Source organism: Latilactobacillus curvatus JCM 1096 = DSM 20019 (genome assembly GCF_004101845.1).
Classification (GTDB): Bacteria; Bacillota; Bacilli; order Lactobacillales; family Lactobacillaceae; genus Latilactobacillus; species Latilactobacillus curvatus.
In genome coordinates, this window is the sequence record NZ_CP026116.1 from 1,671,318 (window position 1) to 1,685,451 (window position 14,134).

Genomic DNA, 14,134 nt, shown 5'->3' on the forward strand with positions numbered 1-14,134 from the left:
TAAGCCCCAACATTATTGAATTTAATAGCCTGTAGCTACGCTACAAGTGAAATACGATCACTGTTATACCAACGAATATAGTTATCAATTCCGGCGATTGCTTCATGAATTGTCTTAAAATCTTGGAAATTAACGTATTCACGTTTCAAAATTGAATGAAAACTTTCAATTCGCGCGTTATCGCCGGGCTGACCCTTTCGGGAGTAAGAATGCTTGATACCATACTTCGATAAAGTGTTTTCAAATAAGTCACTTGTGTATTGGCTTCCCATATCACTATGAATAATTTGTGGTTAACTGCTTGCGCCATGACTTGGGTAATAACGTTAGTCGCTAGTTCTTTAGTCATCTGCGTATTAAGTTGGTAAGCAATAACCCGTCGGGTTACTGGATTATAGACACTAGCTAGGTAACACCAAGTATGGTTAAGGGGAATGTACGTAATATCAGTCAATAAAATACCAGATTGATCAGTTAACTACTTAATCAAGTTTGGTCGCTGATCATAATCAGTCTGAGTGGTTGGCTTATTGATTCGTTTAACCATTCTAGATCTAATCCCTAATTCACACATTTGTTGATAGACCAGACGCTGACTAACGTGAATATCAGACTGTTGATTTAGTAAGATCGTTAATCGTGGGTAGCCATACATTGGATATCTTAACCAAGCCGTTAACACTTCTTGTTTAATTAAATGCCGGCGGCGTTCAGTTCTACTTGGCTGCCAATGTAGATAATCATAGTAGGTTGAGCGCGGAATTTTGAGTACTGATAAGATACGCGTAATGCGGTACCCAGCAAGTAAATTAGCGTTGACGACTTCTAACACGAGGGCACGCCCTTTAATAATTAGCTTTTTGCCATGAGCACCGCCGCTCGTTTTAAAATGTCAAGTTCTTCTTTTAACCGTTTATTTTCTTCAATCAGAGCACGTTCATTTGATGATAGCACTTTAGTGTTGTTAGGATCAGCTTGTTTAATCCACTTAGTGACCGTTGAAACACTGACGTTGTATTCTTTAGCCAGTGAGTTGGCCGAACGGCCAGTCTGACTTAAGCTAACAATCGATTCTTTAAATTCATTTGAATATTTAATTGCCATAATAAAAAGCTCCTTTATGATGTATTATATCGAACAGTTTGTCCGTAATTCCATCATAGGAGCCTTTTGGAATTTAAGAGAAGTAAATGCAGTATCAACACAGTCTATTTCATTAAAAGAAAGTGTTAAAGCCACTAAAAGTAATTGGCCGTGGGTCTTAATTGTTTTAACCAATTTATTCTATTGGATTGGCACGACGGTTAGAAGTTCAGCAATGATTTATTATTTCCAATATAATATTCATGCCAAAGCGCTTGTATCGGTGGCGGGTGGATTATCAGCCGTAGCGGTAGTGGGCATGATTTTAATTCCATTATTTGTTAAAAAGACAAATAAACGCACAGTGCTAATTGGAGCGCTAGTTCTCGCTGCTATTTCTAACCTCTTATTACAAGTCGTTGGGGCTAACCAAGTTGCGGTGGTAGTGCTCTATTGCTTAGGTTCAATTGGAACTGGGGTTGCTGCAGCAATGCCGTTTTTGATGCTTGCTGATGCGGTAGATTTCGGGGAATGGAAAAATGGTATTCGAGCAAGTGGCTTTTTAACAGCCATCGGAAGTGCCTTTTGTGTTAAAGCAGGGAGTGGGATTGGTGGTTTTGTGCCTTCTAAAATTATGCAATACTTTGGTTATGTGCCTAATCACGCACAGTCTGCGCATTCATTAGTGGGTATTAATTTTAGTTTTGTTTGGTTACCAGCTATTTTATTCTTGGTTGCTGCCATTCCAATGTTCTTCTATGCAAAATTTGAAAAGAACGAAGCAGCGGTTCAAGCAACATTAGCAAAACAACACTAAGGAAAATCAGCGTTTTTGATGCTTTATGTTAAAATATAAACGAGAGTGTTTAGTATGAATGACATAGGAGCAAAAAATGCAAAATCCAAAACTTGAAGACGTCGCAGCATTAGCAGGCGTTTCTAAAACAACTGTTTCGCGAGTATTAAATAATCGAGGCTATCTAAGTGAAAAAACAAAGCAAAAGGTATTCGATTCAATGAAAGCGTTACATTACCAACCCAATGATGTTGCTCGCCAGCTGTTTTCAAAAGAAACGAAAATGGTTGGGTTGATTTTTCCAACCATTGCGAATCCTTTTTTTGGTCAGATGGCGGCGCAGTTAGAAATGAAGCTTTTTAATGCCGGTTATAAAGTATTAATCGGTAATTCAATGAATGACCCCTTAAAAGAAAAGGAATATCTACAGAAATTATTGGCTAATCAAGTAGACGGCTTAATTGGCGGTGCGCATAATCAAAATATCGCGGAATACAACAATACCAATTTACCAATTGTGGCAATTGATCGGGTGATGAATGACGATATTCCAGTAATTGCTTCTGATAATTATGATGGTGGTAAAAAGGCGATGACATTACTGCTAAAACGGGGGGCACGCTATATCGTGCATACGGATGGGCCAACTGATTTGCAGTCACCAGCGTTAGATCGCCGGCGTGCTTATGAAGATATGATGGCGGCTAATGATTTGCCAACCGTCATCTATACGGTCGCGCTTGATTCATCCGATACACAGAAGAAAGAAACGTTCCGACAGATTTTTAAAGAAAATAAAAAAATCGATGCGATTTTTGCATCAAACGACGTTGATGCTAGTCTGATTATCCAAGTGGCCACTGAATTTAAAAAGCAAGTCCCAGAAGATTTGCTGGTGGTTGGTTACGATGGGACAGATATGGTCCGCCTATTTAAGCCTGAATTGACAACAATCGTTCAGCCGATAGAAGAAATGGCGGCAGTGGCGGTATCAACTTTGATGGATCGAATTGAGGGCAAAGAAACCCCGCATAAAATTATATTACCAGTCACAGTTCATCAAGGGACAACGGCGTAGTAGTTTACGCTTGTTTTTGGCATAAAATGTCAATCGGTTGACATAAAGGAGAATGACGATGACAAAAAAATTAAATTATCCAGAAATAACAAATGATAGATATCGTTTAAATTACCATATTATGGCACCTTCGGGTTGGATTAATGATCCAAATGGGTTCGTTTTTTTTAAAGGCTATTATCATATTTTCTACCAATACCATCCTGAATCAGTTAAATGGGGACCAATGCATTGGGGACACGCTCGTAGTCGTGATTTAGTGCATTGGGAACAATTACCAATTGCGCTTTTTCCTGGGGATGCTGAAGATCCAGATGGTTGCTTTTCAGGCAGTGCGATTGAAAAAGATGGCCGTTTGTACTTGATGTACACCGGGCAACACTTGAAGGATAATGATCCTGAACAGTATTGGGAAACCCAAAACTTAGCGGTCAGTGATGATGGGATTCATTTTGAAAAGTACGCTGGTAATCCAGTGATTGCAACCCCACCAGAGGACAATGCACGCGATTTTCGCGATCCAAAAGTCTGGTTTGATGGGCAAACTTACTTCGTTGTGATTGGCAGTAAAGACCAAGCTGGGCTAGGCCGCGTTTTATTGTATCAATCTAAAGATTTAATCGACTGGGACTATATTGGACCAATTGCAACAGCTAAGTCAGTTGATGAAGAAGGCTATGTCTGGGAATGTCCAGATTTCTTCAATATGGCAGATCAAGATGTATTAATCATGTCGCCGCAAGGCATTAAGGCTAACGGTTTGAAATATCGTAACTTCCATCAAACCGGTTATCTAACGGGGCATTATGATGAGGCCAATCAAAAATTCGAACATGGTGCATTTCGAGAACTTGATCATGGGCATGATTTCTATGCCACTCAAACCACAGTTGTGCCAGATGGTCGCCGGATTCTTTTCGGTTGGTTGGCAATGTGGGAAAGTATAATGCCTGAACAAGCGGATGGCTGGGCAGGGGCCCTAACATTTCCACGAGAGATAACGGTCAAGGAGATAAAGTGTTGATGACCCCAGTGAGAGAAGTGGCGCAGTTGCGCGAAACATGCTTGTTAGACACGACGGGTACTAACAATTTTCAAGCACCAACTAAGAGCATCGAATATCTAGGCAATTTTGCAAGTCAGCAGAATGTCGGCTTGAAAGTCATCGATGTCAGCAATCAAGTTTTAATCGACTTACAATATGATGCACAAGCTAAAACAGTCGCGTTACAAAAGTATAATGATGATCAACCACGGATTGCGACGGTTGAAGTGACGAATCAATTTGATATTCATTGCTTAATCGATACCAGTTCGATTGAAATTTTTGTTAATAATGGTGAAGCTTGCTTCTCAGAACGAATTTATAGTGAAAATGATATCCGTATCGAGACAGATAGTGTATCAGAAAAAGACACCGTTAGAATTTATCAACTTGGAGGAATGATGTAATGTTATTAGGTAGTATTGAAGCAGGCGGGACTAAATTTGTTTGTGCCGTTGGTAACGACGATTATCAAGTGAAGGATAAGATTCAAATTCCAACGACAACCCCAGCCGAAACGTTAGGTAAAGTGGTCGACTATTTCAAGCGGTTTGAAATTGATGCTTTAGGGATTGCTACGTTTGGCCCAATCGAAGTTCGTACGACTTCACCTAAGTATGGGTATATCACTTCAACACCTAAACCGGGCTGGAAGGATACTGATTTCTTAGGTTTCCTCAAAAAATCAATTGATGTGCCAATGTCATGGACCACGGATGTGAATGGTTCAGCTTATGGCGAATTCACAATGGCGACCCTCTTCAACGAAAAAATTAATTCACTTGTTTATTATACAATCGGGACTGGTGTTGGTGCTGGGGCAGTTATTAACGGTCAACTCGTGGGGGGGATCGGTCATCCAGAGATGGGGCATGTTCTTTTGAAACGTCATCCTGACGATTTAGGATTTAAAGGGATTTGTCCGTTTCATGGTGACTGTTTAGAGGGATTAGTTGCGGGGCCAACATTTGAAGCCCGGACTGGTAAAAAAGGGGCAGAAGTGCCTTTAACTGATCAGACTTGGGATGTTTTAGCCTATTATATCGCACAAGCTGCGCTTCAAACGACGCTTACACTACGGCCAAACAAGATTGTCTTTGGGGGCGGTGTTACCAATTCGGTGTTGTTAGAAAAAGTACGGACAGAATTCGCTAAATTATTAAATGATTATGTTCAGGTACCGCCACTCGATAAATATCTAACGATGCCTAGTGTTCCGAATAATGGTTCAGCAAATGTCGGCAACTTTGCGCTAGCTGCTAAATTATTGGTTGGTTAATTTGAAAATATTGGAGGAAAAAATCATGACAGAAGCATATTATTATGACGTCACAAATTGGCCTATTGGGAATCCTTTTGAAGATGTTGGATAAGTGATCAACAGTATGATCGAAGATATTAAGAAGAAACAGAATAATCGTGATTTAAACGAAGGGGGTAAGCCAGGTGCAGTGATTTATTTACCACCTGCTGATTATCACTTAAAAACCCAAGTTTTAATTGATATCAGTTTTCTTAAAATTATGGGGTCTGGTCACGGTTTTACCTCTTCAAGTATTCGTTTTAATGTGCCGGAAGAAGATGTGCCTAATTTACACGAATTATGGCCAGGGGGCAGTCGAATTTTAGTAGATCTTGAAACGACACTAGATGCACCTGAAATTGAGGGTGCGGCCTTTGTGGTTAAACGGGATGGCGATCCACGGATTAGTTCGGTTGAATTCAATAATTTCTGTATCGATGGCTTACACTTTATCGATGATGGAAAGGGTGAACCGAATGTTGAAAATACTTACGTCAACGGTAAGACTGGGATTTATGTGGCGAGTGCGCAAGATTCATTCTTGATCTCAGATATGGGTCTGGTTTACCTTGAACACGGCGTCACGATTTATAATGCAGATGCTTTAACCATCCATAATAACTTCATTGCTGAATGTGGCAATTGTATTGAATTACGTGGTTGGGGGCAAGCTTCTAAAGTGACGAATAACTTGATGGGGGCCGGCTTTAAAGGTTATTCCATCTATGCTGAACACTTTGCGCAACTCTTAATCAGTAGCAATAATATTTTTCCACGAGGCGCAAGTACAATTGAACTTAATAGTGTTACTCGCTCATCAATTGTCGGTAACATCTTGCACGCGTTCTATGCCGGCATGGTAATTTTTAAAGCCAGTTGTTCTGAAAACCTGGTTTCAAGTAATCACTTTTTACACGATCATGAACCTTGGATACCAATGCAATCCCATGACAATGGCTTAGATGATCTATTCGGTTTATTAACGATTGAAGGTAATCATAATTCAATCATTGGCAATCATTTCTCAGAAATTCTAGACCAGGAAAACATTAAACCATTGGGTGCTAAACCAGTGATTATCCGCTTAGTAAAGGGAAATCATAATTACGTGGCAACCAATAATGTCGTGGCAACTGAGGCCCATTCAGAAAGTGGTGATTCAGCCTTTGCTGCGCAAGTCGATTCACTATTAACAACGGAAGTTTCGGCACCAATCGATGTAACAACCGTTTTAGTTGAAGCGGAAGCTGTTCAAAATACAATTCTAGATTCAGGGACTGAAGCGCAGGTTGTATTAGATACAAGGATGAATGCGTTTAGAGCAACACCAGCAATTTAAATGTAGAAAAAACCGCTAATTCAATTGGCGGTTTTTTTAGATTTATGTTAAGTGATTGACATAGCGAAAATAAAAGCAGTATATTAAGTGTGTTAATTATGGACGGCAAAGTGTTTCAAATGAAACCGCCACCAAAAAATGATTGGAGGCCAATAGATGGTTTTTACACAAGAGATGCAACAAAAACAAGTCCTTAAGTTAACGCCATCTTTCTTTGACGGGCTAACTGTTTTAAAAAAATCAGTTCCGGCGTTGTTCACTGACTTGGTAGGTAAGGCGAGTCAGAATCCGTTTTTGAGCATTCATTATCAGGTTGCGGAGATGGACGATAGTTGGCTATCAAATGACCTTGTATCATCAGAAAATTTACGTGCTGTTTTGGAACAACAAGTGCGATTAGAACGGTATGCACCGATAATTCAAAATGGTTTATTGGTGATAATTGATCAACTCGATGGTGAAGGGTATTTACGAGTGCCCTTAGAACAAATTTCCGATGAGGAAGACATATCCTTGCAGCATTTACAGGAGTGTTTAACGATTTTACAAACGTTTGATCCAATTGGCGTCGGAGCGAGAGACTTGGCTGAATCACTCCTTATCCAGGCTAGAATGGACCCGAGTGTTCCGCAAGGGGTTACGGCACTCCTAACGAATGGCCGTCAGTTGCTTGAAAATCAAGATTATGGCGCACTTTGTCAACAGTTAGCGATTAATCAAACTGAGTTAGAGGTGCTACTTGATTATGTAAAACAGTTAAATCCATATCCGTGTGCGGCCTATACGACAGAAAAAACGCAATACATCACTGCGGAATTGCTTTTGAAGATTGAAGATAATCAGTGCACGGTTGAATTATTTGATGAAGGACTAATCTCGCTTAATTTTGATCAACAGGCTTTTGACCAAATGGCGGCAACTCAGGATACCGAAGCACAGCGTTTTTTAGCGGGGCAAGAGAAACAATATTTGAATTTAAAACGGTTATTAAATAATCGCTACGATACGTTAATGCTTGTCGGTCAATATTTGGTGACGCAACAAAGCGCCTATTTAATGGGCGCTACACCCGCTCTCAAACCGCTATTGGTGAAGGACGTAGCAGCTCATCTAGGGTTCAGTTCATCCACAATTAGTCGGACGATTAATAATCACTACTTGATGTGGCATAATCAACCGCTAGAGTTAAAACAGTTAATTAGTGCACCTATTCGTTCTGATGGAGAATCGCAAAGTACAGTTCTTTGGGCAATTCAGGAGATTGTAAACCATGAGGACCGGGAACACCCGCTATCGGATGAAAAAATGCAGTACATGCTAGAAGCACAATCAATTCAAATCTCGCGTCGAACAGTTACGAAGTATCGCCAAAAACTAAAAATACCAGCTGCAGCTAAACGGAAGGAATGAAGTCACATGCCAATTTTCATGAAAGAACAAACCTTTTTAGATTTCTTAACCAAGACATATCCGCAAAATCATTTTGAAAAAGGATACAGTGTTTTCTCGATTAATTTGATCAGCACGACGCCTGTGATGTCAGTGGTTTACATCGGTGATGAATGCGTTGCAGCCGCTCGCTATAATCAGAGTATGGGCTTTTTCAGCGATCCTTTATTAATTACGAGTGACCATATCATAAAATTAGAAATGGCGCGGCAAGGAACTGGTGATCGAATGCGAATCGAAACCGATGAAAAGATGGCTGATGGCACGCCGATGACATTAACATTAAATATCGCCAGCATTTCTTTAGTTGCTTGGCATCAACGAAACTTGAGCCGGTTGAAGAAATGTTATTCAGTTAAGCGATAATAGAATTGGGATTGGGAGAAAGCTATGAAACGAATCGATAAAGTGGAACAAGCCCTGCAACAAATCTGGCAAAATAAGTCACAAGAGGTGCTGCTCAATGGGGGCTCTAGTGCGCGAGAAATTGCTGATCAGTTAATGATTACCCGCTCAAATGCGAGTGGTGACTTGAATTTATTGGTGCGGGAAGAACGTGTGATTAAAATTAAGCAATATCCAGTCCGCTATTTGCCACTGATGGTTGTTGAGAAGACGTTAGAGATGACTTTACCTAGACCACTTGTGTATAAGTCGCTAACGGATTTGTTGAGTAGTCCAGAGCAAGGCAATGGGGTAATTAAGCCAATTGATCCCTTGACGGACATTATCGGCAGTCAGCAAAGCTTAAAAAATGCGATATTCCAAGCAAAAGCTGCCGTCCATTATCCACCATTCGGATTGCATATGTTGCTGTTGGGGCGAACGGGTTCGGGGAAAACTTTTTTTGTCCAAAAAATCTACGACTATGCACTGTATGCTCATCGTTTGAAGCCGGATGCGCCATTTATTAGTTTTAATTGTGCGGAATATGCAAATAACCCGCAATTATTATTATCGCAGTTGTTTGGGTATAAAAAAGGAGCGTTCACGGGAGCCGATCAGGATCAGGCAGGTTTAGTTGATCAAGCACAAAATGGGATTCTGTTTCTCGATGAAGTCCATCGGCTACCGCCAGAAGGACAAGAAATGCTTTTTTATTTAATTGATCACGGCGTCTTCAATCGATTAGGGGAGAGTTCGTTCCAAAATCATGCCGAAGTCTTGATTATTTGTGCGACCACGGAAGATCCTGAGTCATCGCTGCTAAATACATTTGTTAGACGGATTCCAATGGTGATTAAAATTCCATCCCTAGACCAGCGTTCGTTGAGTGAACAAGTTGACTTGACCAAGTTTCTATTTTGTGATGAAGCCGACCGGATTCAACGTCCGTTGAAAGTGGATATTGAAGTCATCAATGCCTTATTACAATCGGTTGAGACGAGTAATGTCGGGCAATTAAGATCATTGATTCAACTGACTTGTGCGCATACGTTCTTAAATAATATGAATGATGATGGTTACCTGCATGTTAAGATGCGCGATCTACCACAGAATGTACAACTAAAGTGGGGTTCTGGAACCGAGATGATGGCAGGGACTAAGAAGTTGACGGATTATTTAGACATGGTAACGGTGATTACGCCGCAAGAACAAATGGCGCCTAAGAAGCAGTTTAACGATGCTAATATCTATCGATTAATTAGCAATAAAGTCAGTGAATTAAGGCAAGAAGATATTAGCGATAGTGAGATTAATCAATACATCATGACCGACCTGCGCTTGCATATTCGAAACTTTGTGACTAAGTCAGAGGTCGATTACAGCTTATTAAATTTCATGGAGCCTAAGGTGCTCGCATTTATAAAAAAATTACGGAAGTATGCTGAAAAACAACTTCGAAGAACCTTTGATCGGCGGTTTGATTATTATGTGGGGATGCACGTTGATGCTTTTTTTAAACGCAAAAGTGATGTCGAAACGATTATTCCAGGGGATCTCGACGTCTTAGAGCGGGAAAATCAAAAGGAATTTCAGGTGGCAATTGGTTTCAAGCAGTTATTCAGCGAAGAATTCGGGATTAATCTGTCTGAAATTGAAGTGGCGTACTTAATTATGTTATTGCTCTCGATTGAATCATTAAGCGATCGCAGTAAGAAAAAAGTGGGTGTGCTAGTGGTGGCACATGGTGATTCGACTGCGACTTCTATGGTGAGTGTGGCCAAGGAATTATTGGGGGTCGTGCCGATGTTACCGCTGAATATGCCGCTGACTGTTAGTCCAGAAGAAATTTATGAGCGAATCGCTCAGAAACTAGCGGTGTTAGACGAAGGTTTAGGCGTGTTAATGTTAGTGGATATGGGGTCACTAGCGATGTTAGACGAGCGGTTGATTGAAAGTACCGGAATAAAGATTAAAACCATTAGTAACGTGACAACCAGTATGGTGCTTGATGCTGCACGTAAAATTAATTATATGAATGTAGGCTTGAATGAGGTTTACGAATCTATTCTGAATGATTTCCAAGGGCTAGCCCAAGCGACAAATGGGGATGCGGATAAGCCAAAAGCCATTTTAAGTATCTGTACGACTGGTGCTGGAACCGCTGAAAAAATAGCGGGGATGATCAATCACTTAATTAGCGAAACGACTGATGAATATATCAAGGTATTGCAAATTTCGTCGCTGAAGATGGCTCAGCACGTTCGCGATTTAAAACAGCATTTTAATATTATTGGTAGTGTGGGGACCAAGGATCCTAGGTTGGGCGTGCCATTTATTCCGTTGGAAGATTTAATTGATGGAACTGGCGAAAATGCATTACGTAGTTTGATTGCGAGTCGGCAGTTTAAGATTAAGCGGCAACCGGATAAACATTATATGGTGCGCGAATTGACGGAAGATACACTGAAACAGTATTTGTTATATTTGAATCCGACCGTTATTACGCCAGTGTTAATCGATTGGCTAGATACCGTTCAAACGGCGATGAAAATTACGTTGTCCAATACGGCTCAACTAAAAGTATTGGTCCACACGGCTTTTGCATTCGAACGGGTACTGAAAAACGAGCCATTACATTACACCGACACACTTTCTGAAGAGATTGATACACTTTCTGAACTGATTATTAAAACAATTAAGCCAATAGAACGGCAATTGAACCTTGAATTATGTCAAGACGAACTGTTATTCATTACGGAAGCAATCAACGATGTTTGTTAAGTGGTAGAAGTGTCTTACTTTCGAAACACTCTTTCAGATTTGATAAAACACACTCCGATTTAGGCGTGTGTTTTTTATTTTAGAACCGGTGTCATGGGAAAGACAGTCTTTGGCACGATTATTGCTTGTATATCAGTATAAGTGGAGGTGAAATCATGAGTAAGATTATTATCAGTGGACATGGACAATATTCAATTGGCTTGTTGAATGCATTTCATATGATATTTGGTGAAACAACGGATATTGTGGCGGTGCCTTTTCTAAAAGGGGAAGGAATTCCGCAGCTACAAGCAAAAATCGCAACGGCAGTTGACGATTTCAAAACAGAAGAACCGATTTTAATTATGGTTGATATTTTTGGTGGGACACCGTATAACGCGGCTACCCAGTGGATTTATGATAAGCCAGAGATGGATGTTATCTCTGGAACCAATTTACCGTTATTGTTGGAAGCGGCGACGCACCTTAACGAGAACGATATTCAACAGCTAGTCAGTGATCTTTTGACTGCAGTACCAGAAACGGTGGTTGCTTTCTCAGAAAAGATGCAAGCAATCAAAACACAAAATGATGAAGAAGAGGATGATTTACTATGAAAATTCAATTAGCTAGAATCGATGATCGGTTTATTCACGGACAAGTCTTAACGAAATGGGTCAAACAAACACCAATTGACCGGATTATTATTGTTTCTGATGGTGTTGCTGAAGATGAAATGCGCAAAACATTGGTATTATCCGTTGCACCTGCAGGCATTAAAGCTAGTGCGGTTGGGGTAGATAAAATGGTGCGGGCTTACAATTCACCTCGGTATGTGGATGCCCGTGTGATGTTGTTATTCGAAAATCCACAAGATGTTTTACGCTTAGTTGAAGAGGGTGTCCCATTAGAAACAATTAATGTTGGTGGGATGCGCTTTGAAAATGGGCGGACACAAATTACGCAGGCAGTTAGTGTTGATTCAGAAAACGTGGCAGCTTTTAGAGCGTTAGCTGAAAAAGGGATTGAATTAGATTTACGTCAATTACCAAGTGATCGTAGTACTAACTTTATTAAAGAATTAGACAGTAAAAACATTTAAAAATCGGGGAGGTAACATAATGAGTGCTATTCAGATTATCTTATTGATGGTTGTTGCCGCTATTACGGGGATTGGGAGTGTGCTTGATGAAGCGCAAACGCACCGTCCTTTAGTGGCATGTACGTTAGTTGGTCTTATTTTAGGGGATTTACAAACAGGTATTATTCTTGGCGGGACGTTAGAAATGATGGCCTTGGGATGGATGAACGTTGGTCTGGCAATGGCACCAGATACTGCGATTGCATCAGTAATTTCAACCATCTTAGTGATTACAGCGCATCAAGGACTTGGTGAAGGAATTGCGATTGCAGTGCCTTTAGCAGCTGCTGGTCAAGCTTTAACCATTTTTGTTCGGACAATTACGGTCTTCTTTGTTCATAAAGCAGATGATTACGCGAAGAACGGAAACTTCAAGGGGATAGAGCGAATGCATATTCTAGCCTTAGTTTTCCAAGCACTCCGTGTAATGATTCCAACATTGATTATTTGCCTAATTAGTGCAAGTGCTGTGAGCCACTTCTTAAATGGTATTCCAGAAGTAATTACTGGCGGATTGCAAATCGGTGGTGGCATTATCGTTGTTGTTGGATATGCCATGGTCATTAATATGATGGATGTGCCATATCTTAAACCATTCTTCTACATGGGCTTCTTATTCGCAGCCTTCACAAACTTTAATTTGGTTGGTTTCGGAGGATTAGGGCTATGTTTAGCACTATTATTCATCCAATTGAAATATCGTTCAGAAGGGGCAACACCACAACCTCAAGTAGCAGCTGAAAGTAACAATGATGGGATTGACGACGATCTCGATGATGATCTTGATGATTAGGAGGATGCAATAATGACAGAAAAGAAACTGACAAAAAAAGATTTAAATCAAATGTTCTGGCGGTCAAATTTACTGTTAGGATCGTTTAACTTTGAACGTGTTCAAAATATGGGGTTTGCATTTGTAATGATTCCAGCAATTAAACGTCTTTATCCAGAAGGTGAAGAACGTAACGAGGCATTGCAACGTCATTTGGAATGGTTTAACACTCATCCATGGCTAACTGGTCCGATCTTCGGGGTTGTGAGTGCAATGGAAGAAGAAAAAGCCAACACACACGAATTACCAGGGAATTCGATTGCGGCGATGAAGATTGGTTTGATGGGCCCATTGGCTGGGGTTGGGGATCCGATTTTCTGGGGAACAGCACGACCAGTTTTGGCTGCACTTGGGGCTAGTTTAGCGACAGCCGGGAGTATTGCGGGCCCATTATTGTTCTTTATCGGTATTAACATCTTGCGGTTAGCAACTAAGTATTTTGGGTTGATGCAAGGCTACAGTCGTGGGAACGAATTAATTCAGAGTATGGCCAGTGGTGCCATTAAGAAATTAACGGAAGGTGCTTCGATTGTTGGGTTATTCGTTATGGGGGCTCTCGTTAATAAATGGACGACGATTAATATTCCGATTGTTGCAACGCGGATTAAAGGCGCTGGCGGTAAGGTGAAAATTCAAACGGTTCAACAAGTTTTGGATAGCATTTTACCAGGGATGCTCGCATTATTATTAACCTTATTTGTCTCATGGTTATTGAAGAAAAAAGTGAACCCTTTATTGATTATCCTTGTGATCTTTGTCATCGGGATAGCAGGAAAAGCATTTGGATTCTTAAGCTAGAGTGCGAATTTGAACGGGTTTGCTTTGAGAATTAACAGCAAAAAGTGGATTATGATGCGCTTAGTTATGATTCGTTTTAGATGACAATATTAGAAAATGAATTTGTGATAATAATTTTTTCGC

Annotated in this window: 13 protein-coding genes and 1 pseudogene; 13 read left to right on the forward strand and 1 reads right to left on the reverse strand. The window is 40.5% G+C overall.

Annotation, left to right across the window (positions count from 1 at the left end):
- Window positions 1-35: 35 nt before the first annotated feature.
- Window positions 36-1,104 (reverse strand): annotated as a pseudogene (locus tag LCU_RS08700) (IS3-like element IS1520 family transposase).
- A 16-nt stretch (window positions 1,105-1,120) separates the two neighbouring features.
- Here LCU_RS08700 and LCU_RS08705 point away from each other — a divergent pair.
- The 13 genes from LCU_RS08705 to LCU_RS08760 all read left to right on the forward strand — a co-directional run bounded on the left by LCU_RS08705 (window position 1,121) and on the right by LCU_RS08760 (window position 14,011).
- A complete protein-coding gene (locus LCU_RS08705) occupies window positions 1,121-1,900 on the forward strand; it encodes an MFS transporter (protein ID WP_081303815.1) in 780 nt (259 codons plus the stop codon).
- A 76-nt stretch (window positions 1,901-1,976) separates the two neighbouring features.
- Window positions 1,977-2,957 carry a LacI family DNA-binding transcriptional regulator gene (locus LCU_RS08710; RefSeq protein WP_056966290.1) on the forward strand — a complete coding sequence of 327 codons (981 nt, stop codon included), beginning with the start codon at window positions 1,977-1,979 and terminating at the stop codon, window positions 2,955-2,957.
- Between the two features lie 58 nt (window positions 2,958-3,015).
- Window positions 3,016-3,981 carry a glycoside hydrolase family 32 protein gene (locus LCU_RS08715; RefSeq protein ID WP_307722875.1) on the forward strand — a complete coding sequence of 322 codons (966 nt, stop codon included), beginning with the start codon at window positions 3,016-3,018 and terminating at the stop codon, window positions 3,979-3,981.
- The gene (locus LCU_RS10210) at window positions 3,981-4,409 is read left to right on the forward strand and encodes a GH32 C-terminal domain-containing protein (protein WP_307722874.1); all 429 of its coding nucleotides are present in this window, start codon (window positions 3,981-3,983) and stop codon (window positions 4,407-4,409) included. The genes LCU_RS08715 and LCU_RS10210 overlap by 1 nt, the downstream gene beginning before the upstream one ends.
- Window positions 4,409-5,281 carry a fructokinase ScrK gene (gene scrK, locus LCU_RS08720; protein WP_056966292.1) on the forward strand — a complete coding sequence of 291 codons (873 nt, stop codon included), beginning with the start codon at window positions 4,409-4,411 and terminating at the stop codon, window positions 5,279-5,281. Before LCU_RS10210 ends, scrK begins: the two co-directional genes overlap by 1 nt.
- A gap of 94 nt (window positions 5,282-5,375) precedes the next feature.
- The gene (locus LCU_RS08725; protein WP_244924705.1) at window positions 5,376-6,644 is read left to right on the forward strand and encodes a NosD domain-containing protein; all 1,269 of its coding nucleotides are present in this window, start codon (window positions 5,376-5,378) and stop codon (window positions 6,642-6,644) included.
- A 156-nt stretch (window positions 6,645-6,800) separates the two neighbouring features.
- The gene (gene rpoN, locus LCU_RS08730; protein WP_056966294.1) at window positions 6,801-8,054 is read left to right on the forward strand and encodes an RNA polymerase factor sigma-54; all 1,254 of its coding nucleotides are present in this window, start codon (window positions 6,801-6,803) and stop codon (window positions 8,052-8,054) included.
- Window positions 8,055-8,060: 6 nt separating this feature from the next.
- Window positions 8,061-8,459 (forward strand): hypothetical protein, encoded by a 399-nt coding sequence (locus tag LCU_RS08735; RefSeq protein WP_054644563.1) that lies wholly within the window; start codon window positions 8,061-8,063, stop codon window positions 8,457-8,459.
- A 24-nt stretch (window positions 8,460-8,483) separates the two neighbouring features.
- Entirely contained in the window at window positions 8,484-11,261 is a 2,778-nt protein-coding gene (locus LCU_RS08740; RefSeq protein ID WP_056966296.1) for a sigma-54-dependent transcriptional regulator, read from the forward strand.
- A 155-nt stretch (window positions 11,262-11,416) separates the two neighbouring features.
- Window positions 11,417-11,857 (forward strand): PTS sugar transporter subunit IIA, encoded by a 441-nt coding sequence (locus tag LCU_RS08745; protein WP_054644564.1) that lies wholly within the window; start codon window positions 11,417-11,419, stop codon window positions 11,855-11,857.
- Complete coding sequence (locus LCU_RS08750) at window positions 11,854-12,342, forward strand: mannose/fructose/sorbose PTS transporter subunit IIB (protein ID WP_054644565.1); 489 nt, start codon at window positions 11,854-11,856, stop codon at window positions 12,340-12,342. The genes LCU_RS08745 and LCU_RS08750 overlap by 4 nt, the downstream gene beginning before the upstream one ends.
- Before the next feature lie 19 nt (window positions 12,343-12,361).
- Complete coding sequence (locus LCU_RS08755; RefSeq protein ID WP_054644566.1) at window positions 12,362-13,174, forward strand: PTS mannose/fructose/sorbose transporter subunit IIC; 813 nt, start codon at window positions 12,362-12,364, stop codon at window positions 13,172-13,174.
- Window positions 13,175-13,186: 12 nt separating this feature from the next.
- A complete protein-coding gene (locus LCU_RS08760; RefSeq protein ID WP_056966298.1) occupies window positions 13,187-14,011 on the forward strand; it encodes a PTS system mannose/fructose/sorbose family transporter subunit IID in 825 nt (274 codons plus the stop codon).
- Window positions 14,012-14,134: the final 123 nt, after the last annotated feature.